At 71.6% G+C, this 25,114-nt stretch carries 23 protein-coding genes and 1 pseudogene; 13 read left to right on the top strand and 11 right to left on the bottom strand.

Translation table 11 applies throughout. The features are described 5' to 3' along the window. Positions 1 to 13: 13 nt before the first annotated feature. Positions 14 to 703, top strand: a complete 690-nt coding sequence (locus ACFYO9_RS29475) for a YoaK family protein (RefSeq protein ID WP_358778071.1) — start codon at positions 14 to 16, stop codon at positions 701 to 703. A gap of 278 nt (positions 704 to 981) precedes the next feature. Here ACFYO9_RS29475 and ACFYO9_RS29470 read toward each other — a convergent pair whose 3' ends face one another. The 3 genes from ACFYO9_RS29470 to pstS form a co-directional block, all read right to left on the bottom strand. Continuing rightward, positions 982 to 1,335 (bottom strand): helix-turn-helix domain-containing protein, encoded by a 354-nt coding sequence (locus ACFYO9_RS29470; RefSeq protein WP_358778138.1) that lies wholly within the window; start codon positions 1,333 to 1,335, stop codon positions 982 to 984. Positions 1,336 to 1,723: 388 nt separating this feature from the next. Next, a complete protein-coding gene (locus ACFYO9_RS29465; RefSeq protein ID WP_358778072.1) occupies positions 1,724 to 2,023 on the bottom strand; it encodes an SCO0607 family lipoprotein in 300 nt (99 codons plus the stop codon). Between the two features lie 153 nt (positions 2,024 to 2,176). Then, positions 2,177 to 3,343 carry a phosphate ABC transporter substrate-binding protein PstS gene (gene pstS / locus ACFYO9_RS29460; protein ID WP_358778073.1) on the bottom strand — a complete coding sequence of 389 codons (1,167 nt, stop codon included), beginning with the start codon at positions 3,341 to 3,343 and terminating at the stop codon, positions 2,177 to 2,179. A gap of 359 nt (positions 3,344 to 3,702) precedes the next feature. Here pstS and ACFYO9_RS29455 point away from each other — a divergent pair, with 359 nt between their 5' ends. Next, positions 3,703 to 4,956, top strand: coding sequence for an MFS transporter (locus tag ACFYO9_RS29455; protein ID WP_358778074.1), 1,254 nt, complete (start codon positions 3,703 to 3,705; stop codon positions 4,954 to 4,956). A 26-nt stretch (positions 4,957 to 4,982) separates the two neighbouring features. On the opposite strand, the gene ACFYO9_RS29450 is transcribed toward ACFYO9_RS29455, so the two are convergent. The 7 genes and pseudogenes from ACFYO9_RS29450 to ACFYO9_RS29420 form a co-directional block, all read right to left on the bottom strand. Further along, a complete protein-coding gene (locus ACFYO9_RS29450) occupies positions 4,983 to 5,735 on the bottom strand; it encodes an SDR family oxidoreductase (protein WP_358778075.1) in 753 nt (250 codons plus the stop codon). Next, entirely contained in the window at positions 5,732 to 6,952 is a 1,221-nt protein-coding gene (locus tag ACFYO9_RS29445; RefSeq protein WP_358778076.1) for an acyl-CoA dehydrogenase family protein, read from the bottom strand. The genes ACFYO9_RS29450 and ACFYO9_RS29445 overlap by 4 nt, the downstream gene beginning before the upstream one ends. A gap of 32 nt (positions 6,953 to 6,984) precedes the next feature. Next, the gene (locus ACFYO9_RS29440) at positions 6,985 to 7,623 is read right to left on the bottom strand and encodes an HAD family phosphatase (protein ID WP_358778077.1); all 639 of its coding nucleotides are present in this window, start codon (positions 7,621 to 7,623) and stop codon (positions 6,985 to 6,987) included. 165 nt (positions 7,624 to 7,788) lie between these two features. After that, positions 7,789 to 10,881, bottom strand: a complete 3,093-nt coding sequence (gene car, locus ACFYO9_RS29435) for a carboxylic acid reductase (RefSeq protein ID WP_355809187.1) — start codon at positions 10,879 to 10,881, stop codon at positions 7,789 to 7,791. A 55-nt stretch (positions 10,882 to 10,936) separates the two neighbouring features. Next, a pseudogene (locus ACFYO9_RS29430) lies at positions 10,937 to 11,170 on the bottom strand (hypothetical protein); the annotation flags it as partial. Between the two features lie 271 nt (positions 11,171 to 11,441). Further along, the gene (locus ACFYO9_RS29425) at positions 11,442 to 12,686 is read right to left on the bottom strand and encodes an MFS transporter (protein ID WP_355809189.1); all 1,245 of its coding nucleotides are present in this window, start codon (positions 12,684 to 12,686) and stop codon (positions 11,442 to 11,444) included. Beyond that, positions 12,683 to 13,444 (bottom strand): FCD domain-containing protein, encoded by a 762-nt coding sequence (locus tag ACFYO9_RS29420; protein WP_358778078.1) that lies wholly within the window; start codon positions 13,442 to 13,444, stop codon positions 12,683 to 12,685. Before ACFYO9_RS29420 ends, ACFYO9_RS29425 begins: the two co-directional genes overlap by 4 nt. A gap of 163 nt (positions 13,445 to 13,607) precedes the next feature. Between ACFYO9_RS29420 and ACFYO9_RS29415 the strand changes: the two genes are divergently transcribed. From ACFYO9_RS29415 to pgl, 6 genes are all read left to right on the top strand, one after another. Next, positions 13,608 to 14,558, top strand: a complete 951-nt coding sequence (locus ACFYO9_RS29415; protein WP_358778079.1) for an alpha/beta hydrolase — start codon at positions 13,608 to 13,610, stop codon at positions 14,556 to 14,558. A gap of 54 nt (positions 14,559 to 14,612) precedes the next feature. Then, on the top strand, positions 14,613 to 15,269 hold the full coding sequence (locus ACFYO9_RS29410; protein ID WP_355809199.1) for a TetR/AcrR family transcriptional regulator: 657 nt from the start codon (positions 14,613 to 14,615) through the stop codon (positions 15,267 to 15,269). 100 nt (positions 15,270 to 15,369) lie between these two features. Then, entirely contained in the window at positions 15,370 to 15,846 is a 477-nt protein-coding gene (locus tag ACFYO9_RS29405) for a GNAT family N-acetyltransferase (protein WP_358778080.1), read from the top strand. 101 nt (positions 15,847 to 15,947) lie between these two features. Next, entirely contained in the window at positions 15,948 to 16,550 is a 603-nt protein-coding gene (locus tag ACFYO9_RS29400) for a nitroreductase family protein (RefSeq protein WP_358778081.1), read from the top strand. 236 nt (positions 16,551 to 16,786) lie between these two features. Next, positions 16,787 to 17,449, top strand: a complete 663-nt coding sequence (locus ACFYO9_RS29395) for a hypothetical protein (protein WP_358778082.1) — start codon at positions 16,787 to 16,789, stop codon at positions 17,447 to 17,449. Positions 17,450 to 17,757: 308 nt separating this feature from the next. Next, positions 17,758 to 18,528, top strand: a complete 771-nt coding sequence (gene pgl, locus ACFYO9_RS29390) for a 6-phosphogluconolactonase (RefSeq protein WP_358778139.1) — start codon at positions 17,758 to 17,760, stop codon at positions 18,526 to 18,528. 16 nt (positions 18,529 to 18,544) lie between these two features. On the opposite strand, the gene ACFYO9_RS29385 is transcribed toward pgl, so the two are convergent. Then, positions 18,545 to 19,540, bottom strand: coding sequence for a LysR family transcriptional regulator (locus tag ACFYO9_RS29385; RefSeq protein ID WP_358778083.1), 996 nt, complete (start codon positions 19,538 to 19,540; stop codon positions 18,545 to 18,547). Positions 19,541 to 19,745: 205 nt separating this feature from the next. Here ACFYO9_RS29385 and ACFYO9_RS29380 point away from each other — a divergent pair, with 205 nt between their 5' ends. From ACFYO9_RS29380 to ACFYO9_RS29360, 5 genes are all read left to right on the top strand, one after another. Continuing rightward, positions 19,746 to 20,171 carry a hypothetical protein gene (locus ACFYO9_RS29380; RefSeq protein WP_355809212.1) on the top strand — a complete coding sequence of 142 codons (426 nt, stop codon included), beginning with the start codon at positions 19,746 to 19,748 and terminating at the stop codon, positions 20,169 to 20,171. 412 nt (positions 20,172 to 20,583) lie between these two features. Then, positions 20,584 to 21,387 (top strand): hypothetical protein, encoded by an 804-nt coding sequence (locus tag ACFYO9_RS29375; protein ID WP_355809215.1) that lies wholly within the window; start codon positions 20,584 to 20,586, stop codon positions 21,385 to 21,387. Then, positions 21,384 to 22,403 (top strand): hypothetical protein, encoded by a 1,020-nt coding sequence (locus ACFYO9_RS29370; protein WP_355809217.1) that lies wholly within the window; start codon positions 21,384 to 21,386, stop codon positions 22,401 to 22,403. Before ACFYO9_RS29375 ends, ACFYO9_RS29370 begins: the two co-directional genes overlap by 4 nt. Before the next feature lie 230 nt (positions 22,404 to 22,633). After that, positions 22,634 to 23,788, top strand: a complete 1,155-nt coding sequence (locus ACFYO9_RS29365) for an MFS transporter (RefSeq protein ID WP_388666718.1) — start codon at positions 22,634 to 22,636, stop codon at positions 23,786 to 23,788. 204 nt (positions 23,789 to 23,992) lie between these two features. Then, on the top strand, positions 23,993 to 25,057 hold the full coding sequence (locus tag ACFYO9_RS29360; protein ID WP_358778085.1) for a sugar ABC transporter permease: 1,065 nt from the start codon (positions 23,993 to 23,995) through the stop codon (positions 25,055 to 25,057). Positions 25,058 to 25,114 lie beyond the last annotated feature (57 nt).

Below are 25,114 nucleotides of genomic sequence, written 5' to 3'. Positions count from 1 at the left end.
GTAGAACGTCGACATGACGACTCAGCGCGGCAGCCGCGACGTACCGACCGCGGAAATCGGCGACGGACACCCCTTGTCGCTGGCGCTCATCGCCCTGACGGTGGTCAGCGGGCTCGTCGACGCCATCTGCTACTTGGGGCTCGGCCGGGTCTTCACGGCCAACATGACGGGCAACATCGTCATCGTCGGCTTCGCCCTGGCCGGTGCGCCCGGCTTCTCCGTCAAGGGCTCCCTCGTCTCCCTGGCGGCCTTCCTCGTCGGCGCGGTGGCCGCGGGCCGGCTGGCCAACGCGTTCCGGGGCCGGCATCGGGTGCCGTGGGTCCGCGCGGCGGTGTGGTGCGAGGCCACGCTCCTCGGCGTCGCGACGGCCGTCGCCTTCGCGGCCGGGGGCACACCGCCGTACCCGGTGATCGCCCCGATCGCCCTCGCGATGGGGATGCGGAACGGCACGATGGGCCGGCTGGGCGTGCCGGGCATGAGTACGACGGTCGTGACGCGCACGCTGGCAGGGCTCGCCGCCGACTCCCGGCTCGCGGGCGGCACCGACCGGCGGGCGGCTCGCCGGAGCATCGCCGTGAGCGCGATGATCGTGGGCGCGGTCCCGGGCGCGTGGCTCGTCCTGCACCACGGCATCGGGTGGCCCCTGCTGGCCACCACGCTGGTCGTCGTGGCGACCGCGTCGACGTACCGCGAACGCGCCTGACAGCGTGGCGCGGCGGGCTCGCCCGTCGCGGCCTGACGCCACCGTCCCGACCGCCCCATGGCACGCAGCGGGCCCCGCCGCGACGGGGGAGACACGGCGGGACCCACCTGTCGAGTGCCCGCTGAGGAGACGCTCACACCCACGAGTCGCACTGAGTTGCGAACCTCGGCATACGGCGAGTGCTTCAAGCCTGCCGCCGAGCAGTGCGGGGTGCGGCCCCCGCAGGCTCTGGTCCGCCCCCCCCACCCCGAAGGGCGGGCGGCCCAGCACGCGCTCGCTCACCCGGCAGGCGCGCCCCCACCCCGGTCGTACTCGACCCGTGCGTCGGCGATGGCGGACCGGTGGCGCTCGGCCCATCGGGCGAGGCCCACCAGCGACTCGTACAGCTCAAGGGCCATCGGTGTCGCCCTGTACTCCACCTTGGGCGGCACCACCGGATAGACCGTCCTGGTCAGCAGGCCGTCCCGCTCCAGGTTGCGCAGCGTGAGCGTCAGCATGCGGCGGCTGATGCCCTTGACCGCGCGCTCCAGCTCGGTGAACCGGCGCGGACCGTGCGTGCACTCCAGCAGGATCCCGATCGCCCACTTGCCGCTGACCCGTTCGAGGACCTGGAGAGAAAGCAGGTCACCCATGGCTGCCGACACGGCCGACACAGCCGGCACGACCGACCCGAACGGCAGAACCGACCCGACCGAGCGCAAACGCTGGCCCGCGCTGTACACGCTCTGCGCCGGCGCGCTGATCATCGTCCTGGACGGCAGCGTCGTCACCGTGGCACTCCCCACGATCGGAAGGGAGTTGGACTTCACACCGTCCGACCTCTCCTGGCTCGTGTGCTCGGTCTCCTCCTTGCCGCCGTCGTCCTGCGCTCCCCGAAGGCCCCAGGCGCCGGAGGCCTCGCCGTCTCGGCACGCACGGACCTACGAGGCACCCCGCGTGGAGGGAACGCCGGAGAGATCACCGCCCCCGCATCCCGTCAGGGTTGAACGACCGGCCCAAACCCGGCCCCGCGCCCGCCACTCACTGGCCGTCCTTCAGCTTGATGGTCTTGTCGTCCTTGTCGACCGAGTGCGTCTCCCAGTACGTGTCCCACTTGTCCCCGACATGCTCCGGGACCTTGCCCTCCGGATAGCGTGCGTACCCCTTGGGCGGCTCCTCGCCCTTGGGGGCGCACGCGGATCCGCTGCTTGCCACCCTCAGGACCGGGTACTCCTCGCCGCCGCAGATCGCGTCCTGCGTGGAACAGCCGGTGAGCACCGCGGCCGTCACGCCCGCCAGCGCGAGCCCCACGACGGAGCGTGCCGGGCGGCTTCCGATCACGCGCGAGACCGGACGAATTCGATTGCCCCTAATCACTGCCCTGGTCACTGTTGGCTCCCTCTCCTCGACTTCGGCTTGTGACCCCAGCCTGCGTGAACCGGGCGAGCCGATCATGAGTACGGGTACTCAAACGCACCCGTGCGACCTCACCGGTCAGGAAAGCGTGCCCACCACGTCGCGCACCTGCCCCGCGACGGACTCCGGCAGCGGCGCGTAGTGCAGCCGGGCCAGGTCCTTCTGGCCCTCCTCGCTCGCCGTGTAGGTCAGGAACGACTTCAGCGCGGGCAGGGTCTGCCGCTGGTTGCCCTGGTCGCAGACGATCTCGTAGGTGACCTGGACGAGGGGGTACGCGCCCGGCGTCGAGGCGTCGTAACGGAACTTCAGCGTCATGTCGTTGCCGCGGCCCGCGACCCTGGCCTGGGCGATCCCGGCGGACGCCGTCGCGGGCGTGGGCTCGACCGGGGCGGGCGCGCCCGTGTCGAGGGCGACGGTCTTGATGTCGCGGGCCCGCGCGAAGGACAGCTCGAAGTAGCCGATGGCGCCGAACCCCGACGTCACTTCCGACGCCACGCCGCTCGATCCGCTCGCCGAGGCGCCGCCCGTCCCCTGCCAGGCCTTGCCCGCCGGGTGCGGCCACTCCTTGGGGGCCGCACCCGCGAGGTAGGCCTGGAAGTTCTGGGTGGTCCCGGAGTCGTCGGACCGGTGGACGGGGCGTACGGGCGTCGACGGCAGGTCGGTGCCGGGGTTGAGGCGCCGGATCGCCGGATCGTCCCAGGTGGTGATCTTCCGGTCGAAGATCCTCGCGAGCGTGGGCGCGTCGAGAACCAGGTCGTCGACGCCGGGGACGTCGTACCCGATGGCGATGGGCCCGCCGACCATCGGCAGGTCGATCGCCCGCCCACCCCGGCAGACGTCCTTCGAGAGCGCGGCCTCCTCGGGCTTCAGCGCGCTGTCGGAGCCGCCGAACGCGGTGGCGCCGCGCAGGAACTGGGCGCCGCCCGCCCCGGACCCGATCGGGTTGTACGCGATCCGCACGCCCGGGCACGCGCCCTGGTACTGCTTGATCCAGTGCTTCATCGCGTTCTGCTGGGCGCTCGAACCGGTCCCCTGCACCCTGCCCGTGTCGGCGCAGTCGATCCCCGCGACGGCGGCCGCCCCGGCAGCGCTCCGCCCCTCGCCGTCACCGCCGTCCGTGTCGTCGCCCCCGAGTCCCGCGACCCCGCATCCCGTCAGGGACAGCGACAGCAGGGCCGCCAGGGAGAGGGCGGCCGTGCGTGCTCTCCCTCTTTGGTACGTACGTCCTGGACGTGGGCGTTGCAACGTTGTCCCCTCGGGGTACCGCGACATGGATCTCAACCGGAATGAATGGTCGCCGATCCGGGGTGACGTCAGATGACGCCCGGGCGAACAGCGGGCGACGCGCCCTCGTACGCGGGGGGCGTTATTCGCTTCGCCCGCGCCACCCATACGGGTAGTCTCACGGCAGCACCGCCCCTGCGAGGAGTCGAGATGCCCGGTCGCCCGAGCACGCGCTGACGTTCAGGTCGTTCGACCCGTCACCGCGTGCTGCCCTTCATCCGCGGCACCCGCGCAGACCCGCGCGGCACCTGCCCGGTCCCGTACCCACGGCGGCACAGCGAGCCCTTCTCCGCTTCTCCCAGCTCCCGCAAGGGGTTGTCGTGCCGTCCCGTTCCCGTCCCTTCCATGCCCTGCTGCGCGATCCCGACTTCCGCCGGCTCTGGGCCGGTCAGACCGCCTCGCAGCTCGGCGCGCAGGCCACTCAGATCGTCCTGCCGCTCATCGCCGTCCTCTCCCTCGACGCCTCCACCGGCCGGCTCGGCGCGCTGCGCGCGGTGGAGCAGGCGCCGATCCTGCTCTTCTCCCTGTTCGCAGGCGCGTGGGTGGACCGTCGCCGCGCCCGTGACGTAATGGTCCTGGCCGACGTCGGGCGCGTGCTGGTGCCGGCCGTCGTCGCCCTCGCGTATCTGCTGGGCACGCCGGGGCTGCCGGTGTTGTTCGTCGCCGCGTTTCTGGTGGGTGTGTTCGGGGTGTTCTTCGACGTGGCGTACCAGGCGAGCCTCGTACGCCTGTTGCCCCGCGCCGAGTTGGCGCGGGGCAACAGTGCCCTCGAAGGCAGCAGGTCCGCCGCGCAGATCGGTGGGCCCGCGCTCGGCGGCGCGCTGGTCTCGCTCCTGTCGGCGCCGGCCGCGGCGGCGGCGAGCGGCCTCTTCTTCGCGCTGTCCGCGCTGTCCCTGGGGCGCATCCGACGCGAGGGGGCCGTGCCCACTCCCCCGCAGCCGTCGGTCACCGTCCGGCGGCAGATACGCGAAGGCCTTCGTTTCGTCGTCCGTCACCGCGCGCTGCGGGCCGTGGGGCTGGCCTCGGCCGTCTTCCAATTCTCGTTCGCCGCCCTGATGACCGTGTATCTGCTCTTCCTGCCGCGCGAACTGCGGCTGCCGGGCGCCGTTGTGGGCCTGACGCTCGCGGCGGCGGGGCCCGGCGCGATCCTTGGTTCGCTGCTCGCCGCCCGGCTCCCCGGCCGGTACGGCTACGGGCGGGTCCTGCTGGTCGCGGCCGTGCTCGCCGACGGCGTGATGCTCTGCGTCCCCCTCGCACACGGCTCCACCGCGACGACGGTCTGGCTGCTCGTGGGCGTCAACTTCGTCTTCGGCGCCTGCGGTCAGCTGGTCGACGTCGCCCTCATGGCCGTGCGCCAGGCCGTCACGCCGGTCCGGCTCCAGGGCCGGGTGGTCGCGACCATCAACGTCGTCGGGATGGGGCTGACTCCGCTCGGGTCGCTGCTCGGCGGCGTCCTGGCCGACGCATGGGGGCTGCGGCGCGGCCTGCTGGTGGCCGCCGCCGGGCTCGCGCTGTCCCCGGTGTGCATGGCCCTGTCCCCGTTGGCGCGCCTGGGGCGGCGGCTGCCGGTCTGACGCCGCCCGTCACCCGCCGCCGCCCCTTAGAGCGGTCCCGACTCAAGGAGCTGCCCGCCGTCGACCACCAGGGTCTCCCCGGTGATCCAGCGCGCGCCGTCACCCGCGAGGAACGCCACGGCTTCCCCCAGGTCCTCCGGTTCGCCGATGCGGCCCAGCGGCGTGGCCGCGGCGACCTTCGCCTCGTTCTCCTGCCACAGCGCCTCGGCGAGCCTGGTGCGTACGACGCCGGGGGCGATGGCGTTGACGCGGACCTTCGGGCCCAGTTCCAGGGCGAGTTGGCGGGTGAGGTGGATGAGTGCGGCCTTGGAGACGTGGTAGATGCCGACGTCCCGCGCCACCGAAAGGCCGCCGATCGACGCGGTGTTGACGACGGACCCGCCGTGCTCCCCCATCCACGCCCTCACCGCGAGCGACGTCCAGAAGATCGGCGCCCACAGGTTGACGTCCATCGTCTTGGCGAAGCGCCCGTGGTCCTGGTCGATGACCGGGCCGTACGCCGGGTTCGTACCGGCGTTGTTGACCAGGACGTCGAGCCGTCCGTATGTCGCGAGGGTGTGGTCGACGCAGGCGCGGGCGGCGTCCTCGTCGGTGGCGTGGGCGCCGAACCCCGTGACGCCGCCGCCGAGTTCGAAGGCCGCCTCCCTGGCGCGCTCCTCGCTGCGCGAAGTGATGACGACCTGCGCACCGCGGTCCCGCAGGGCGGCGGCCGCGGCGAGTCCGATGCCCCGCGAGGCGCCCGTGACGACGGCGACCTTTCCGTGCAGGGAGTCGCTCATCGTGCGCTCCGCTCGGCCTCGCGGCGCCGCAGTTCACGTACCGCGATGGTGCGCTTGTGCACCTCGTCGGGACCGTCGGCGAGGCGCAGCGTGCGCAGGTGGGCGTACATGCTCGCGAGCGGGAAGTCGTCGCTGACGCCCGCGCCGCCGTGCACCTGGATGGCCCGGTCGACGACCTTGAGGGCGGCCTCGGGGGCGGCCACCTTGATCGCGGCGATCTCGGTGCGGGCCTCCTTGTTGCCGACGGTGTCCATCAGGTGGGCGGCCTTGAGCGTGAGCAGGCGGGCCATCTCGATCTCGACGCGGGACTCGGCGATCCAGTCCTGGACGTTGGCCCGGTCGGACAGCGGCGCGCCGAACGTCGTACGTGACTGAGCGCGGTCGATCATCAGGTCCAGGGCGCGTTCCGCCATCCCGATGGTGCGCATGCAGTGGTGGATGCGGCCGGGGCCGAGCCGGGCCTGGCTGATCATGAAGCCGTCGCCCTCACCCGCGAGCAGGGCGGTGCGCGGCACCCGTACGTCTTCGAAGAGCACCTCCGCGTGGCCCTCGCGGTCCTGGTAGCCGAAGACGGGCAGCCCGCGCAGGACGGTGACGCCCGGGGTGTCCAGCGGGACCACCATCATGCTCTGCTGGCGGTGGCTCGGCCCGTCCGGGTCGGTCTTGCCCATGACGATCAGGACGCGGCAGTTCTGGTGCAGGGCGTTCGAGGTCCACCACTTGCGGCCGTTGAGGACGTACTCGTCGCCGTCACGGACCATCCGCATCTCGATGTTGCGGGCGTCGGAGCTGGCGACCGTGGGCTCGGTCATCGCGAACGCGGAGGCGATCTCGCCGGCGAGCAGCGGCTTGAGCCACTTCTCCTTGTGCTCCTGCGTGCCGAAGAGGGTGAGGACCTCCATGTTGCCGGTGTCCGGCGCGTTGCAGTTGGTCGCCTCGGGGGCGAGGTGCGCGCTGCGGCCCATGATCTCGGCGAGCGGCGCGTACTCCAGGTTGGTCAGGCCGGGACCCCACTCAGGGTGCGGGTGGAAGAGGTTCCACAGGCCCTGCCGCCTCGCCTCGGCCTTCAGCTCCTCGAGGACCGGCGGCTGGAAGTGCGGGTCGCCCGCCTGCGCCATCTGCTCCTCGTACACCGCCTCCGCGGGGTAGACGTGCTCGTCCATGAAGGCGAGCAGCCTCTCCTGGTACTCCTTGGCGCGATCGGTCACGTCGAACACGGGTCCTCCAGCGGTCGGGTCGGATCTGAGTCTCACAGGTGGGCCTTGGGCCCGAGGAGCCGTGCCAGCTCGGCGGTCGTGGTGGCGGCGTCGCGGTGCACCACCCCGGCGATGCCGAGCCGTTCCGCCGCCACGATGTTCTGGGGCAGGTCGTCGACCATCACGGTGTCTTGCGGGCGTACGCCAAGGTGCTCGCAGGCCAGGGCGTACGCGCGCCGCGAGGGTTTGCGCACCCCGATCTCCCGGGAGACGGTCACGGCGTCGAACATCGCGGGGAGGTCGAAACCGGCGTAACAGTCGTCGCCGAGGGAGTTCGAGAGGAGCCCGGCCCGGTAGCCGCCGGCCCGGACCCGGGCCACCAGGGCGATCACGGCGGGGTCGGGGCGGAGCCGGGCCTGGAGGCGGCGGACCAGGCCAGGTCCCTCGACGGTGGCCCCGTGTGCGCGCAGGCGTACGGCGAGGCCGTCCTCGAACTCCCGTTCGCCGATGCGGCCCTCTTCGTGCGCCACGAGCAGCGCGCCGCCCTCCTCGTCCTTGGCGAGTACGCGGAGCAAAAGGCCTGGTTCGTCGGCGAGTTCACGGCCGAGCTCCTCGAAAGCGGCGACGACACTCGTGGTGAGCACCCCGCCGAAGTCGAACAGGACCGCACCGCGCGTTTGCACGCCAGTCATCGCACCGCACCTTCGCTCGCCTCGGGTCCGGTCAACGTAATTGAATCCGGGTTCAGGTTCAAGGGTTCGCCGGTGACGGCGGCCCTCGCGGCGCTCCCGGGTCGCGTCAGCGCGTCAGCACGTCGTCCCGTCCTCCCGTCCCCCCGCCGTCCTCCCGTCCTCCACTCAGATCAGTCGCCGCGCCCGGAGGTCGGCCACGTATTTCGTGATCAGTTCCCGTGAGAGGTGCGGGATGCCGTCCTCGCCGTCGGGGGACGCGGCCCGTAGCGCCGCGCGGAACCGGTCCGCCGGCAGGGCGGAGCCGTCGAACGGCGGTTCCGGTGTGGCGAAGGCGTGCAGCAGTGGGAGCAACGAATGCTGCCTCTGGCGATCGGGCAGGGCGGCCAGGGCGGCTTCGAAGCGGCCGAGCCACTCGGCGTGGTCCGCCACGCGGGTCAGTGGGTGACCGGCCGCCGCCAACCAGTCGACGACCGTGTCGAGCGAGATGCCGTCGTCGTGCGGGTTGACCACGTTGTACGTACGGAAGCCCTCCCGTACGCCGTCGCCCAGCGCGGTGACGGCCCGCGCCGTGAAGTCCACGGGGAGCGCGTCGTAGTGTCCGCTGCCGTCACCTGCGCCCCGGTCGTAGAAGCTGCCGGGGACGATCCCGGTCGCCAGCAGGCTCAGCAGGAGGCGGGTGAAGACGTCCGAGACGTTGAGCTGGCCGGCGTAGCGCGGGTGGGCGAGGATCAGGTTCGAGCGCAGCACGGTGACCGGCAGGCCGAACGCGTCGTGCGCCTCGCGCAGCAGCACCTCGCCGGCCCATTTGGCGGCCGCGTAGCCGTCGGCGTAGTCACCCTGGAGGTCGCGGGTCGCGCAGGCGGTGCGGATGTCCGCGGACTCGTCGGCCGCCGCCCGGTTGCCGAAGACGACGGCGACCGTCGACAGGTAGGTGAACTGCTTGATCCGGGATGTGGCGGCCAGCCTGATCAGTTCGGCCGTTCCCCGTACGTTGGGCCCGAACAGCTGGCCGTAGGGCAGGACGTGGTTGACCTGGGCCGCCGGATGGACGATCAGATCCACGGTGGCGGCCAGTCGCTGCCAGGTCTCCCCGTCGAGCCCGAGGCCCGGCTCCCCGATGTCGCCGGGGACCACTTGGAGATTCCGGTCGGCGAACTCGCGGTAACGGGCAAGGAGTTCCGGGTCGTCGCTGTCGAACGCCGCGTCGAGCCGTGCCCGTGCCGCCTCGGCGGAGGAGCCGCGGACGACGCACACCAGTGTGCCGTCGCGTGCGGCCAGGCGCTCCAGCCATTCGAGGCAGAGGAAGCGGCCGAGGTAGCCGGTGGCGCCGGTCAGGAGGACGGTCCGGGCCTCGGGCAGCGGGCCGTCCGGCTTCACGGCGGGCGCGACGGTCCGCGGGTCGAAGAACGCGTCCAGCCGTAGATCGCGCGCGTCGAGTCGCGTCGCGGCGGGGCCGTGGACGCTGTCGGCGGTAGGGCGACGGTGCTCCGACGCGCGGGTCCGCTCGATGTGGTCCGCCACCTGGCGCAGCGTGTTGACCGGGTTGACGAGCACATCGACGGGGACGTCGACGTGGAAGATCTCCTTCAGCGTCTGGGAGAACGACAGTGCCACGAGGCTGTCGCCCCCGAGGTCGAGGAAGCGCATGCCGGGCTCCACGACGGCGTCCTCCTGCCCGAGAAGCGCCCCGGCCGTCCGCAGCACGGTGTCCACGGTCGACTGGTCGGCGCCGGCCCGGCGCAGGGCCCGCAGTTCGGTGGTCTCGCGGTCGGACAGCTCGGCGTACAGGGCTTCGAGCCGCTCGCCGTAACACCTCGTCAGGGCGGGTCGCAGCGGCTTGCGTACGCCGGAGAGCAGCCCGTTCTCCTGACTGAACGGCTCGGTCTCCACCAGAAGTTCCCGTGGCGCCTCGTAGGAGTTCAGCCCCGCCTCGGCCGCGTGGCTCCGCAGGGATGCGCGCAACCGCGTCCTGAGGCGCCGGGTGTCCCCGGCGACCCCGTCGAGGGCGTCCTGCGTGGGGACGACGACCGCGAGCAGGTAGGGGCGGGAGCTGTTGCCGTACAGGAAGATCTGCCGGACGTCCTGACTGCCGGTGAAGAGCGCCTCCAGGCGGGAGACCGCCACGAATTCGCCTTGTGACAGCTTGAGGACGTTGGCGCGGCGGTCCACGTACCTCAGCTCGTCGCGGCCGACGCGGGCCATGATGTCGCCCGTGCGGTAGAAGCCGTCCTCGTCGAAGACCTCGGAGGTGGCGTCCGGGCGCCGGAAGTAGCCGGGAACGAGCCGCTCGGACCTGACGAGCAGTTCACCCCTGGGGTACGGCGAGTCGGTGCCGTAGTACCCCAACTCCGGTACGTCGGCCAGCTTGTGGCCGGTCACCGGCGGACACAGGACGTGGCCGTCGAGGAGGACGATTCCCGCTTCCGTCGATCCGTAGCCGTCGAGCAGCTTGACGTGGAGGCAGCTCTCGACGAACGCCCTGGTCTCCGCGGAGAGCGGGGCCGAGGCGCTGACGGCCCACAAGAGGCGCCCGCCCATGACCTTTTCCCGCAGTTCCTCCTTCACCCGCTCCTCGGGCTCGGCGCCCTCGCCCGCCGTCTCGTCCCGGCGTGACAGCGCGTCCCGGTAGTGCCGCAGGAGCATGTCGGCGACGCGGGGCACCATGACGATCTCGGTGGGGCGTACGAGGGAGAGGTCATCGAACAGCGTCGACAGGTCGCCGGCCCCCGCGAAGCAGGCCAGTCCTCCCTTGGCGAGCGTGCCGAACAGAACGCCCCTGCCCATCATGTGACTGAGCGGCAGATAGTTCAGCGTGATGGAGGGCCGCAGCTCTTGGCCGGGCACGAAGTCGACCCAGAACTGCCTGACCACACTCTCGGTGTACATCGCACCCTTGGGGGTGCCGGTACTGCCCGAGGTATAGACGAGTGTGCTGAGCGTGTCGGCCGCCGACCCTTCGGGCACCCGCGGAACCGGGGGCAGGGCCTTTCCGCGGTCGATGACGGACGCGAGGGTCTCCAGGGTCACGCCCTGCCCCTGCCCCTGCCCCTGCCCCTGCGACGCGAGCCGCCCGCGCGCGGACTCCAACTGCTCCTGATGCGCGGTGACTTCGGGGCGGTGGCCGAGGACGATGATCCTGTCCAGCGAAGGCGCGTCGGCCGCTGCCTCGATCGCGACATCCAACAGCTCGACGTCCACCACGAGCAGCCGCGGTGCGGTCTGCTCGATGATGGGGGCCAGGGTGCTGGGCGGAGGCACCGGTAGGCAGCGGAACGGATACCGCCCCGGAGCGGACACAGGCCAGATCCACCACGGTGTACTCGGCGCTCGGACGACCGAGGACGGCCACGAATTCGCTTTGCTGGGGGGCGTGTTGAGGGTGGTACCGCCATTCGGCGGCCACGGCGCCGACCTGCTCCCAGAGTTCGCCGTAGGTGAGCGTGTCGAACCGCTTCAGGAGGCGCAGCGTGGTGCGGCCCGTCTTCGGATCGGTGAACGGCTCCGTGGCCCGCTCGCCCAGAGCGGGGCGGTCGGCGTACGCCTCCATCACCGTGGCCACCAGGGCGGCGAGGGGTAATCCGGGCCGTCGGACCGCCTCCGTGACGGCGTCCAGGGGTGCGGTGGCGCGGAACTGCTCGTCGGTCGCGTACAGGTGGGCGCCTCGTCGACCGGTGCGTACGAAGAGTTCTGCGGCGGGGAGTTGGTGGGGGGACACGGGCTGTCTCCTTTGTGTCAGGGGGGCGTTCGGGGTGGCGTCGGGGTTACGTACGACTTGGGTCCGGCGGAACCGGCTTACGTGGGCGAAGGGGGGGGCCGGGTCAGTGGGTGGGCCGGCCGAGGTGGCGGTCCCGTCCCGCGCCGTGTCCGGCGACGGCCGTGGCGATGCCGAGGGCGGCCAGGACGGTGAGCGGAAGCGTCCAACTCTCCGTGGTGTCGTGCAGGATGCCGAGAAGCAGGGGGCCGGCCGCGGCCACGAGGTAGCCGATGGACTGGGCCATGCCCGCCAGCGCGGCGGCCTCTCCGGCGCTGCCGGCACGCTGGCTCTGGAAGGTCAACGCGAGCACGAGGCAGGCTCCGCCGCCGAGCCCGAGCAACGCGCAGGCCAGGACGGACAGTCCGGGCGCGGCGGCCAGTACGGCGAACCCGCCCGCGACGAGCAGCGAAGCCCCGGCCGCCGTCCAGCGCTGGTCGACCCGGCCCCGAGTGAGCAGGGGCAGGAGGCTGCTGGCCGCCAAGGACACCACCTGGTAGTAGAACAGCATCCACCCGGCGGCCGTGCTGCTCGTGCCCCGGTCGATCAGAACGCTGGGCAGCCAGGCGACGGCGGTGTAGAAGGCCAGGGACTGCAGGCCCATGAAGACGGTGACCTGCCAGGCGAGCGGCGAACGCCAGGGCACCGGGCTATGGGTCCCGCCGGTGGACGTCTTCGGTCCTGCGCCCCGCATCCGGGGCAGCCAGGCGAGGAGCGCCGCGACGGTGAACGCCACGCCCCAGGCCAGTGCGGTGCGCCAGGAACCCGGCACCGTGTGGGCGAGCGGCGCGGAGATCCCCGAGGAGACCGCGGCCATGAGGCCCATGACGGTCACGTAGAGAGCGCTGATGCCCTGGACGCGGTGGGCGGGCACGCTGCGTCTGATCATCGCGGGCAGCAGCACGTTGCCGAAGGCGATGGCGGCGGAAAGGATCACCATTCCCGCGAACAGACAGATGACGGAGGGGAGGGAACGGACGACCGTCCCGACGGTCAGCACGCCGAGCGCCGCCACCAGCAGCCGGGAGCTGCCCCATCGGTGGGAGGCCCGGGCGACCAAGGGCGACGTCGCGGCGAACGTAAGGAGCGGCAGGGTGCTCAGGAGGCCACCCCAGCTCGACGTCAGGCCGCTGCCGCGCTCGATCTCCGGCAGCAGTGCACCGACGCCGGTGAGCGTGGTGCGCAGGTTCGCCGCCACCAGGCAGATCGCGATGACGAGGCCGACGGACGTGGCGGGGCGGGTGGGATCGGCGACGGGATTGGCACTGGGGGCGGAGTGCTGACGGGATATCGAATCCGGCTGCAAGCTCACTGGCCGTCCGCCTCCGGTGAGGTCCCGGCGCCAGTGGCGACGGTCCCGGGCCCGACCCCGCTCTCAAGGCCCTCATGGCCCTCGTGGTCGCGGGTGAGCCCCACGATCGCCGCCGCCGCGTCCCGTGCCTCGCCCACGTCCTGGGCCTCGATCGCGTCGACGAGCCGCCGGTGCAGCCGGGCGTGCTCGTCGGCGTGACCGGTGCCCCAGGCCAGACCCCCCAAGGACGAGGTGAGGGCCGTGCCGAGGTAGTCGTACACCTCGACCAGCAGGTCGTTGCCGCTCGCGCGGACCACGGCCCGGTGGAACAGCGCGTCGACGCTCGTCGCCGCGGACGTGTCCGCACCCGCGGCGGCCGCATCGGCGTCGGCCAGCAGCTCCCGCATCTGCCGCAGCTGCGCCTCGTCGCGGCGCAGGGCCGCCGCTCCCGAGGCGTACTCCTCCAGTACGGTCCGCAGCTCCAGCACCTTCTCCCGCTCCGCGGAACTCGCGCGGCGCACCATGACCGACTGGAGCTCGCTCGACGAGCGGACATAGGTGCCGTCCCCGGCGCGGGGTTCCAGCAGCCCCAGGTGCACCAGCGCGCCGATCGCCTCCCGCAGCGTGCTGCGTCCGACCCCGAGTTCCTCGATGAGGGCCTGTTCCGGCGGGATCCGTGTGCCCACCGGCCAGCCCCCCGCCTCGATGTGTGAGCGGAGACTGTCGACGAGCTGGGCGGACAGGCTGGCGGTCCTACGCGGTGCGTTGATGCGCTTCATGGCAGCACCATATACAAACATCAGACGTTTGGACATCATGCCGATCGCTAGGGGGCTGAGAGTGAGCCAGGACGTGAGCCAGGACCTTGTGTTCGACGATCTTGGTCGGCAGGGTGTCCGGAGTGGCGTACGTCCTGACGCGACCAGTTGAGGAGCTCCGCGCATGAGAAAGCACATTTCGATCGCCGAGTGGGAGCGGGTCGCGACCCGCGAGGTGACCTCGGGCGATGTCACGCTCCGGGTCTACGACCACGGGGAGGGGCGGCCGGGCCGGCCTCCCGTGGTGCTGTGCCACGGCTTCCCCGAGCTGGCCTTCTCGTGGCGTCACCAGCTCTTCGCGCTGGCGGAGGCGGGGCACCGCGTCCTGGTCCCGGACATGCGGGGATACGGAGGGAGCTCGCGGCCGGCCGACGTGGACGCGTACGACATCCTGTCGCTCTGCGGCGACCTGGCCGCGATCCTCGACGACGTGGGCGCGGACGACGCGGTGTTCGTGGGGCACGACTGGGGCGCCAACGTGGTGTGGCAGATGGCCCTGGCCCACCCGGAGCGGGTGCGGGCGGTGGCCGGGATGAGCGTGCCGGTGAGCCGGCGGGCCCCGGCGCCGCCGCTGCCGATCCTGCGCGAGCGGCTCGGCGACGACTTCTACATGGTGTGGTTCCAGGAGCCGGGAGTCGCCGACGAGGCCCTGCGGCGCGATGTGCGCCGGACCCTCGTGACGAAGGAGATCTACTCCGCACGGTGGGCCGCGAGGACCGAACTCGAAGAGGGCGAGTTGACTCCCCCGCCGTGGCTCGACGCCGACGAACTCGCCTACTACGTCGACACGTTCGAGGCGACCGGCTTCAGCGGCGGCCTCAACTACTACCGCAACCTGGACCGCAACTGGACCCTCACCGAGCATCTCGCCGAGCGCCGCGTCACGCAGCCCTCCCTGTTCGTGACCGGCTCCAAGGATCCGGTCGCCCAGTTCATGCCGGCGAAGGATCTGGACCGGATGCTCACCGACCGGCGCGGCACGCTCGTGATCGACGGCGCGGGCCACTGGATCCAGCAGCAGCGGCCCGACGAGGTGAACGCCGCTCTCCTGGAGTTCCTCTCCGAGGTCGGCTGATAACATCCGCTGCCACCGATACGTACAGGTTCGACCGACAGCGAATGGATAGCGGTGGCTGCCCAGGCCCCGGCCGCGGACGGCGGTCAGAAGCAACCGATCACACCCCGCAGCGCCCGCGGCGTCAGGACGCGCAACGCCCTGATCGCCGCCGCCCGCGAGGTCTTCGAACGCGACGGGTACCTGGACGCGCGCATCGCGGACATCTCCAAGGCCGCACATGTCGCCTCCGGGTCGTTCTACACGTACTTCAACAGCAAGGAAGAGATCTTCCAGGCGCTCGTCGAGCAGGTGCAGGAGGAGATGCTCCACCCGCACCTGCGCGAGCGGACCGGGATCACCGATCCGCGGGAGCTCATCGACGCGTCGAACCGCGAATACTTGCGGGCGTACAAGAAGAACGCCCGCCTCATGGCACTGTTCGAGCAAGTCGCCCAGGTCGACGAGCAGTTCATGGCCCTGCGCATCGAACGCGGCAACGCCTTCGCCCGGCGCAACGCCAAGCTGATCCGGACCCTGCAGGAGGACGGCCGCGCGGACCCGAGCCTGGACCCGCTGGTCACCGCGCACGCCCTGTCCGTGATGGTGAGCCGCATGGCCTACATGGTGTTCGTGCTCGGGCAGCGGATTCCGTACGAGCGGCTCGTCACGACGCTCAACACGATCTGGGAGAACGGGCTGCGGCTGAAGGATCCCGCGACACCCCTGTAAGGGTTGTCGCACACAAGGTACTTACACGAGGCTGATCGTCATGAGAGATCACGGAGATCACGCGAGCGATCAGCAGCCGGCTTCCACTGGGCAGCTCACCATGTCCCGCACGTGTGTCCGCCCGGCCGTGGAGGCCGACCTTCCGGAGCTCGTGCGGCTGCGGGCGCTGCTCTTCGAGACGCTCGGCGGCGATTACTTCAACCCCTCGCCGGAGGAGAGCGCGTGGCGCCGCGAACTCGCCTCCGTACTGCGCGAGAAGCTCACGTCGGACTCCGCGTGCATCCTCGTCGTGGACGGCGGGGAGGGGCTCGCCGCGTGCGGCATCGGCACGGTGGACCAGTGGTTCCCGGGCCCCCACAACCACAACGGCCGCGTCGGCCACGTGATCGGCGTGGTCACCGATCCGGCGTACCGACGGCGGGGCCACAGCCGCGCGATCATGGGGGCGCTGCAGAACTGGTTCCGCGAACGAAAAGCTTCCCGCGTGGACCTGTACGCCTCACCCGAAGGCGAGCCGCTCTACCGGGACTTGGGTTTCGTCGACCATCCGGATCCGGCACTGTACTGGCGCCCCTGAGCTCGCGCCACACCGTCCGGGTCCCGAACGGTGTGCTCGGGTGACCGGCATGGGAACTGCTGAGGCTCTTCCACCGAAGGTTCGTGGCAGGATCTGCCGACATGGAATTCTCCGAGGTGCTCCGCCGTCGGCGCATGGTCCGGCACTACACCGACGAGCCGTTGGCCCCTGAGGTGGTCGAGCGGGTCCTCGCCTCCGCGCTGCGCGCCCCCTCGGCCGGCTTCTCCCAGGGGTGGGCGTTCCTCGCCCTGACGGATCCGGCCGACCGCGCTCGCTTCTGGCCCTTCGTGCCCAGTCGCGTCGACAAGACGCCGACCATGCAGAATGCTCCGCTGGTCGTGGTGCCCATGGCCCACAAGGCGGCCTATCTCGCACGTTACGCGGAGCCGGACAAGGGGTGGGAGGACCGCGCCGAAGCCCGCTGGCCCGCACCGTACTGGCACATCGACACGGGGATGGCCGCGCTGCTCATGCTCCTGAGCGCCGTGGACGAGGGGCTCGGGGCCTGCTTCTTCGGCATCATGCCCGAACATCTGCCGTCCTTCCGCGGGGAGTTCGGGGTACCCGATGAGTACGACCCCATCGGCGGGATCACGGTCGGCCACCGCGCCGACGACATGCCCCCGCAAGGTGCTCGTATCGCGGAGCGCAGGCGTGGGGCTGTCGAGGTCATTCACCGCGGACACTGGGGACGCCACGCCTGAGCTGCGAGCTCACCCCTCGGGTCCATCCCGTGTCGCGTCCCGACGTACACCCGTGCGGTGATCTATGGGGCGCCGTTACACGATCTACGACTGTCTGTAATGAGCGGCGATTTACCCTTATTCCGCACCCACCGGACCGCAGAGAGCAAAAGGGCTGCACCGCGCGGAGCCATTCGACCAGTGATTCCGCTTCGGCGGGTGCACACCACCGCATCGTGAAGGGGAACACCGCCGTTATGCGCACCAACACCCACCGCCGCAGCGCTCTGCGCACCGCCACCGTCTCCGTCATCGCCGGCACCGCCCTGCTGGCTCCGGCCGCGGCGGCACTGGCGAGCACGTCCGCCCCCGAACGCCCCGCCGCCGTGCAGCCCGCCGCGGCCGCCGCCCACACCACGAAGATCGACATCGGCGACGGTGTCGTCATCACCGTCAAGGACGGCCACCCGTACTACGACGGCAAGGTCATCAAGCCGGGCCAGACCATCGACGACGGCATCTACGTGCACCTGAGCGCCGACGGCAAGCGCCTGTACAGCAAGACGCAGGGCGGCGGTGTGCCGTACACGATCTGGGACGTCAAGACCGGCAAGGCGATCGGCACGCAGAAGACCAGCCCGACGGCGAAGGCCACGCTGACCGCCAAGCCGTCGGCGACCACCGTGAAGGCCTGGCAGGAACTGCGCGTCAGCGGCAAGGCGACGGGCATCAACGCCGGCAGCAAGGTGAGCCTTCAGCAGAAGCAGCGCGGTTCGTGGAAGACGCTGCCCGCCTCCACGAGCGTCAACAAGTCCGGCGCGTACTCCCTGCGCGTCAAGCTCGGCCTGAAGGGCAAGAACGACCTCCGCATGAAGAGCGGCGCCACCCTGTCGCCGGTCTTCCAGGTCACCGTGCGCTAGAAGAACGCCTTCTCCGACCGGTCCCGTGTGCCTACGTCCAGGCACACGGGACCGTTGCGTGCATCCGCTAAAGCGGACATCGACACGTCACTTCGGGTCAATGAGCGAATGCGTATTCACTCGTACGATGATTGATCGTTGCGCCTTCGCAATCCGTTTTGGTCGGTAATCCGATCGTCATGAACCCCTATGCCGTGGCGGCATAGAGACGCTGCCGAATTGGCCCGTTCACGGGGTACGAATGCCGCAGTAGCCTGGCGCGGAAGAAACCTTGAACACCATCCCGCCAGGAGGATTCAGTGGCTGAAATGCGCGTCTTCGCGAACCCCGCCGAACTCGCACGCGCGGTCGCGGACCATGCGGTCCGCTCCCTCGGTGCGACCGTCCACCGGGCAGGCGGCGCCACCTGGGTCCTCGCGGGCGGCAGCACTCCGGCGGCCGCATACCGTCTGCTCGCCGAGGAGCGGTCCTCCGACGAGCAATCCTCTGAGGGGCAGTCCTCCGAAGGGCGGTCCGCCATCGACTGGTCCCGGTTGCGCGTCCTGGTCGGCGACGAGCGCTGTGTGCCCGTCAGTCATCCCGACTCCAACTGGGGGCAAGCCGCGGCGGCGCTGCTTGACCGGGTCCCGGTCGAGCCGGGCGGGCTGATGGTGCCGGAGGGGACCCTGCCGCCCGAGGAGGCCGCCTCGCGCTACGAGGCCGCCCTCGCCCGGCTGCCGAAGGACGCCGACGGGCTGCCCCGGCTGGACCACGTGTGGCTGGGCGTCGGCGAGGACGGCCATACGTTGTCCCTGTTCCCCGGGCTGGATGCCGTCGAGGTGACGGATCGCCTCGTCGTCGGGGTGCACGATTCACCGAAGCCTCCCCGGGAGCGCATCACGCTGACCCTGCGCGCGCTGCGGGGCGCTCAGGACTGCCTCGTCATCGCGGCCGGCGCAGGCAAGGCCGAGGTGATCGCCGACGCTCTGGAGGGGGACGAGAAGCTCCCGGTGGCGCGTGCGGCGCGAGCGGTGGAGGCGGCGGGAGGACGGGTCACCTGGCTGCTCGACGAGGCCGCGGCCGGAAAACTCGCCGGGTGAGGGTGTATGCCCGTACTCAATTCTCCTCGTCCGAGAGCTGCTGATTCTCCCCGTCCGAGAGTTGCTGATTGCCCTCCTCCGTGAGCTTCTCCTCGCTCGGTGATTTCTCCCTGCCGAGGGATGCGGCACGGATCATTTCGGCGAAAATCCTCGCGGCGGAGGAAAGGCTGTCCGGTTTCCAGTGCAGCCACACGTCCGTGTAAATGGCGCCGTCCGACGCGACGAGCACGCTGCCGCGGTCCGCTTCGGACGGGTCGATGTTGTCCCGGGCCACGATCGGGATGCCCACGCCGCCGCGCCCCAGGGCCAGGAGCGACAAGGGACTCGAACTCTCGACCAGGACGTGCGGGCTGAATCCGCATTTGGCCGCGCCCCGTTCCAGCTCGACCCGGGAGAAGTAGCCGAGCGGGGCGGCGAGCAGGGGGAAGCCCCGCAGCGCGGCCAGTTCGACCTCGGCGGTCCCGTGGTCCGGGTGGTGCTCCGGCAGGACGGCCACGATGTCCGCCCGGTACGCCTTGAACCCGTCGAAGTCGTTCCTGGGGCCCGGCGCCATGGCCAGGTCGAGCGCGCCGAGGCGCAGGTCCTCGTAGAGCCGCCGCGCGACCTCGGCCCGCCGGCTGTCCGCGAGTCCGGTGAACTCCATTCTGATGGTGGGGTGTTCGGCGAGAAAGGCGCCGATGACGGGCGCCAGGAGGTATCTGATGTGCACCGGAAAACAGCCGAATCGCACCAGGCCGGTACGGCCCTGGCTCAGGTCGGCCGCGATCTCGCAGAGCCTGCCGTTCGCACTGAGTACCCGCTGGGCCTCCGCCAGCAGAAGGGTGCCCGCCGACGTCAGCACCACACGGTTGCCCGACCTCTCGAAGAGAGGAACTCCCAACTCCCCCTGCAGGCTCTTCACTTTCCGCCACAGAGCCGGCTGGGAGACATGCAGACGCTCCGCGGCCAATACATAGGAACCCGATGTGGCCACGGCCGTGAAGTAGGTCAGCTGTTGCAGTTCGATGGTCATTCCGACCCCCGTCTATGCCGCCGGAACATAGGCTTCTTACGAACTTGTGCCATTGACCGGCGCTCAACCCCTGCCGGGATAATGGTGCATGAGCCCACGACACACAGGGGTGTCCGGCGGAATTCGGGAGTCCGCGGTGACCAACAGGAGGCAGCCGGCAGGCGGAAGGCAGTCGTCGGCATCGGCACGGGGACGGAATTCCGCCATGGATCCCGTACCGCAGCGCCGCGCCCTGAACACCGGACTCGTGGCCGTCGGCTGCGGGGCGACCTCGCCCGCGACGGCCCTGCTCGTCCAACAGGCGGGCTGCCCGGCCTGGTTGCTCGTCACCCTGGTCATCGGCGCCCCGGTCAGCGCGTCCCTCGTGGCCGCCGTCACGTACACCCTGATGCGCCGCACGGACGCCGCCGTGCGCATGTGCGAAGAGGCCGCCGGCGCCGCTCGCGACTCGGTCGTGGAGACCGCCCAATTGAGCACCCTGGAAACGCTACAGCAGATCACCTCGCACGGCGGCCAGTTCGTTCTCACCAGGTCGGCGGATGGAGCGATAAAGATCGAATGCACGGCAGCGGCACGGGAATCCCGCGCCATCGGCCAAAGGGATACCGGGCGCCGCCCCTCGGCAGCATGATGTAAGGAGGCGAAACGGGGGTGCCGTCATGGCTATTCGCTTCGGTTCGGGGCCCGTTCGAGTCCCGGTATGGGCTTATGCGGTCATGGGGTTCGTTCTTGTGGTGGGCCTCTTCCTGGGCATAAAGGGAGTCGCGTCACCGGAAGGCGGGGCGCGGGGTGGCGGGGGCAGTGGGGGCAGTGGGGGCAACGGAGGCTCGCTGAGCGGCGGCTCGGATACGGGTGCGAGTACGGGTACCACGGGGAGTACGAGCACGGGTGCCGCGGGTGGCAGCGGCGGCTCTGGCGGGGGCACCACGACCGGCGGGACGACGGACGGGGCCTGGCAGACGGGCGGCGGGGACGGCAGCGGACACGGGGGCGGAGGCGCCGGCGGGGGCGGCGGTCACGGGGGCGGGACGCCGCCCGGCTGGTTGCCCTGGGGGCCCAAGTCACCCAACACCGACGAGGCGTTCGAGCCGGACAGCCTGTACGACCTGCTCCAGCGCGGCGAGTGCGAGCAGGCGTACCACAGCGCGACGTCACCCGGGGAGTGGAACAGCAACACCGGGACCCCGCAGTCCTGGAAGGTGATCGAGGGACTCGCCGGGATCTGCAAGGCAGCACGCGGTGAGGCCACAGGCATGGGCATCGCCACCCGGGCCGAAGCGCGGCTGCGCGCCGCGGGTTACCGGCCCGCGAACACCGCGTACCTGTGCAAGGACGGCGACGCCTACGCGGTCCTCCGGCGTTTCGTCGCCTACTACGGGCAGCATCCCGGTGAGCGGGTGGCGTTGCGGTCCGCGCCGGCGGGCGTCGCGGCCTGCGACATCAAGCTCGCCGCCACGGCCCCGAGCTTCGCCCCCGGCTCCACCGCCGGCTTCGACGGCACCTGGCCGGACGAGCCGGACACCGTGGAACTGCGCGCGGCGGAACTGTCGCAGCCCTTGGTGCTGCGGCCCTTCGGCGACGCGGACGACAAGGCGCGGTGCTGCAAGGACGCGACGGTCGCCGTGGACCTGCCGGGGCCGGACGGGTTCGGCGGGCGACGCCCGACGGTGTTCGACGTGACGCTGGTGACGAAGAGCGGGGCCAGGGTGGCCAAGCGGGCCGCGTTCACCCTCGACTGGAGCGGGGTCGCCGGGGCTCCCTCGCCGACCACGGCGCTCATGCCTTCCTTGGCGTCACGGTCGATGCGTACAGCGGGCGGCGGTCCGCCGAAGGTGCTCGCCCGATGAGCGAGCCCTCTCCCCCGGATCCGGGCCCGGCCCCGGGTGCGGACCCGATCCCGGTCCCCGCCCCGGAGCCACGACCGAGCCCGGATCCGAACCCGGAGCCCGCCCCTGCCCCCGCACCACCACCGACCCCGACCCCGACCCCGACCCCAGAGCCGGCTCCCGCCCCAGCCCCCGCCCCCAACCCGACACCAACGCCCTCCCCCTCCAGAGTCGGCTGGGTCGAGATCGTCGGGGCCGTCGGGTCCCTGGTCACCCTCCTCACCGCCGTCCTCTTCTACTTCGGCTGGGCGAGCACCGATGCCGAGACCAAGGCGCTGGGGCTGCGTGACACCGTGTTCCATCTGTCCACCAGCGACTATCTGTTGCGCAGTGTCGGCGCGCTCTATCTCCCTGCCTGGCTGGCCGCGGGCGTCGCGCTCGGCACGCTCGGGCTGCTGCGCAGGGTGGCGGCCGAGCCGGAACGGCTTGCCCGCGCCGTGCGGGTCCTGCGGTTCGCCTGGACGGTGCCGGTCGCGCTCGTACCGCTGTACCCGCTCGCGCCTTGGCTGTTCGACCTGTTGTTGCCGCTCACCGCGATCGGCGGCTTCGCGCTCAGCGCGTACGCCCGCACCCGGGAACGCCAGGACCTGCGGCTCTGGGGGCTCACGGCGTTCATCTGCGTGCTCTCGCTCTTCTGGGCCGTGTCGGCGTACGCGGCCATCGCGGGCCGGGGGCGTGCGGAGCTGACCGAGCGGACCGTTCGCAGCGAGTTCCCCGCGGTCGTCGTCTTCAGTGAGAGGGACCTGATGATCCGGGGCGGCGGGAGCTGCTTTCGGCGCGTCACCGACAAGGGGAGCCAGTACGCGTACGAGTACGCCGGGCTACGTCTCTTCCACGTCTCCGGCGACCGCGTCTTCCTCGTCCCCCGCGACTGGTCGCCCGGTGACGGCACCCTGTACGTCCTCAAGGAAGGAGCCGGGCAACGCGTCGATCTGCTCAGTGGGGCGGTGCGCCGGGCGCGGGAGTGCGGCGGGTGACCGGCCGGGTTCAGGGGGTGCTCCGGGACGGGCGGAGCCGTGGTCCAGCTCACACCGGTCGGCCGGAACTCGTGACGCGTACGGGCCGACTCCTGTCGAGGACCTGAGGGCAGGCCCTGAGGACCTCACGACCTGACGAACCGGGGAGCGAAGGAGTGCCTGTGACGGCCGAGCCGAGGAACGTGGAACCGACGGCCGCGGACGGGGGCGGCCCGCGATCCGACGGCGCGATGACCGCGTTGCTGACCGGCGCCATGGCCTTCTCGATGATGCAGCTGTTCCTGCTCGGCGCCCTCGGCCCGCGTCTCGTAAGGGACTTGGACGTGTCGCCGACGGTGCTCGGTCTGACGACGACGGTCGGTTTCGGGGCGGCGGCCGTGCTCTCGCCGCTCGGCGGCCGGGTGGTCGACCGGGTGGGGCCGCGCCGGTGTCTCGTGGCGCTGCTCGTGGTGGCGGCGGGGGCGCTCGCGCTGATCGGGTCGGCGCCCGGTGCCGGGTTCCTGCTGGCGGCGGTGGCGCTCGGCGGGTTGCCGCAGGCGCTCGCCAATCCGGCCACCAACAAGGCGATCCTGGCCGCCGTGCCCGCGGAACGCCGGGGCGCGGTCACGGGCATGAAGCAGTCGGGGGTGCAACTCGGGGCGTTCGCGGCCGGGTTGCCGCTCACCGCGCTCGCCGGGCTCGCGGGCTGGCGCGCTGCCGTGTGGACGGCGGCGGCCGCGGCGGTGGGGGCCGCGGTGTGGGCGGCGCGTACGCTGCCGGCCGACCCGGCCCCGAAGTCCCCGCCTCCCGCCGTGTGGCGGCCACGCGGCACGATCGCGTGGCTCGCGGTGTTCTCGCTGCTGCTCGGGTGCGGGATCGCGTCCGTCAACACCTACCTGTCGCTGTACGGGGCCGAGCGGCTCGGGTGGGGGCCCACGGCGGCCGGGGCCCTCGTGGCCGTCCTCGGCGTGGCGGGGATCGCGGGCCGGGTGGGCTGGTCGAAGGTCGCGGGCGACCCGGACCGGGCGCGCCGGCTGCCGGCCGCGCTCTCCGCGGGGGCGGTGGCGGCGGCGTTGCTGCTCGCCGCGTCGACGTACGCGCATCCGCTGGTGTGGCTCGCGGCGGTCGCCGTGGGTGTCTTCGCGGTGTCGGCCAACGCGGTCTCCATGGTCCTGGTCATGCAGCGCGCCGCCCCCGGCCGGGCGGGCCAGGACTCGGCCCTGGTCTCGGCGGGCTTCTTCGCCGGCTTCGCAGTCGGCCCCCCGCTGTTCGGGGTGCTGGCGTCGTCGGGCAGGTACGGCGCCGGGTGGCTGGTCGTGGCGGGCGAATTCGCGGCGGCCGGCACGGTGGCTCTGACGTGGGCGGTACGCGAACGGGGCGCGGTGCGGGTGGTGGGGGGCGGGTGAGTACGGGGTGGGGCGACGCGAGTGGCGAGCGGCCGGCGAACCCGTGGGGCGACGCGGATGGCCGGCAGCCGGTGAACGCGTGGAGTGCCCCCCGCCACGGGGGGGGCGGGCAGCCGATGAGCACCTAGGACGCCCCGCCGTCACGCGTGGCGGACAGCCGATGACCAAGTGGGTCGACCCGACGACACGAACGGCAGGCAGCCAATGAGCACGTACGACGACCCGCCGACGTGGACCGCGCCCGGCGACCCGGCGCCGATGACTCGCGCTCGCGCCGAAGCCGCCCTGTCCACCCTCCTCGACCGCGCCGCCCTCACCCACGCCCAAGTCGGCGACCGCTTCCCGCTCTTCGCGGAGCCGGGAACCGGCCGGTGGACCAGCTCCCGGCGAGGTTCGTGGACGGGTGGGTTCTGGGCCGGGCTGCTGTGGTTGCGCGCCCGCGTCACCGGCGACGCGGCGGACCGCGAGGCCGCCACCCGCTGCACCGGCCGGCTCGCGGCGATGGTCGACGCGGACACCGCCACCCGCGGCCTCATCTTCTGGTACGGCACCGCGCTCGCCGACGGCCCCGCGGCTAAGGCGCTGCGCGACCGCGCGGCCCACGCCGTGCTGGCCTCGTACGAGCCCGAACTCGGCCTGGTCCCTTGGGGATCGGCATTTGGGGGTGAGCGTCTCCTCGCCCGGGTGGACGGCGTGCCGGGCATCGTGCCCCTGCTGTCCACCGTAAGACCCGAGGTGGCAGCCGCCCACCTGCGACGCCACCTCCAACTCTGCCTCGCCGAGCAGCCGTTCACCTGGTGCCTGCGGTACGACACGGACGCCGGTTGGATCCCCCGTGACGAGCCGCCACCCGGCTGGGCCCGTGGGCCGGCCTGGCTCCTCCTGGCCGTCGCCGACGCCGTGCACCACCTCACGGGCCCCGACGACGACTGGCGCGGCCCGTATGAACCAGCAGACCTCCTAGGCGTGTTGGCGCCTACCACCCTCCGCGTCCCGCCCGCCGACGCGACGTACCCGGACGGCCCCCGCGACACCTCCGCCGCCGCGCTCACCGCGTTCGCGCTGCTGAAGCTCGGTCGGCGGGACCAGGCGACCGCCCTCCTGGCGCAGCTAGTCCGCGACCACGTCACGGAGGACGGGCGGCTCCTCGACGGGTGCTACGACCTCGGCTCGGGCACCGCCGTCCGGCACGAACTCGTCTGGGGCGACTTCTTCCTGGCCTGCGCCCTCGCGGTGCTGTCGGGAGTGATCGACGCCGAGGAGGTCTAGGCCCGCCGGCCGCCTCATCCGCGCGGAAAACCAAAGGCGCAGCTCTCGGGCGTTCAG

The sequence above is a fragment of the Streptomyces sp. NPDC005863 genome (genome assembly GCF_042871345.1).
In the GTDB taxonomy this organism is placed as follows: Bacteria; Actinomycetota; Actinomycetes; order Streptomycetales; family Streptomycetaceae; genus Streptomyces.
The sequence above is the reverse complement of the archived record's forward strand: the minus strand, read 5'-3'. Positions and strand labels throughout refer to the sequence as shown.

Bases quoted from the DNA above. Each gene is read 5' to 3' on its own strand.
- ACFYO9_RS29475 (WP_358778071.1), top strand. From the start codon at position 14: ATGACGACTCAGCGCGGCAGCCGCGACGTACCGACCGCGGAAATCGGC.
- ACFYO9_RS29470 (WP_358778138.1), bottom strand. From the start codon at position 1,335: ATGGGTGACCTGCTTTCTCTCCAGGTCCTCGAACGGGTCAGCGGCAAG.
- ACFYO9_RS29450 (WP_358778075.1), bottom strand. From the start codon at position 5,735: ATGAGCGACTCCCTGCACGGAAAGGTCGCCGTCGTCACGGGCGCCTCG.
- ACFYO9_RS29440 (WP_358778077.1), bottom strand. From the start codon at position 7,623: ATGACTGGCGTGCAAACGCGCGGTGCGGTCCTGTTCGACTTCGGCGGG.
- ACFYO9_RS29420 (WP_358778078.1), bottom strand. From the start codon at position 13,444: ATGAAGCGCATCAACGCACCGCGTAGGACCGCCAGCCTGTCCGCCCAG.
- ACFYO9_RS29415 (WP_358778079.1), top strand. From the start codon at position 13,608: ATGAGAAAGCACATTTCGATCGCCGAGTGGGAGCGGGTCGCGACCCGC.
- ACFYO9_RS29405 (WP_358778080.1), top strand. From the start codon at position 15,370: ATGTCCCGCACGTGTGTCCGCCCGGCCGTGGAGGCCGACCTTCCGGAG.
- ACFYO9_RS29400 (WP_358778081.1), top strand. From the start codon at position 15,948: ATGGAATTCTCCGAGGTGCTCCGCCGTCGGCGCATGGTCCGGCACTAC.
- ACFYO9_RS29395 (WP_358778082.1), top strand. From the start codon at position 16,787: ATGCGCACCAACACCCACCGCCGCAGCGCTCTGCGCACCGCCACCGTC.
- pgl (WP_358778139.1), top strand. From the start codon at position 17,758: ATGCGCGTCTTCGCGAACCCCGCCGAACTCGCACGCGCGGTCGCGGAC.
- ACFYO9_RS29385 (WP_358778083.1), bottom strand. From the start codon at position 19,540: ATGACCATCGAACTGCAACAGCTGACCTACTTCACGGCCGTGGCCACA.
- ACFYO9_RS29380 (WP_355809212.1), top strand. From the start codon at position 19,746: ATGGATCCCGTACCGCAGCGCCGCGCCCTGAACACCGGACTCGTGGCC.
- ACFYO9_RS29370 (WP_355809217.1), top strand. From the start codon at position 21,384: ATGAGCGAGCCCTCTCCCCCGGATCCGGGCCCGGCCCCGGGTGCGGAC.
- ACFYO9_RS29365 (WP_388666718.1), top strand. From the start codon at position 22,634: ATGACCGCGTTGCTGACCGGCGCCATGGCCTTCTCGATGATGCAGCTG.
- ACFYO9_RS29360 (WP_358778085.1), top strand. From the start codon at position 23,993: ATGAGCACGTACGACGACCCGCCGACGTGGACCGCGCCCGGCGACCCG.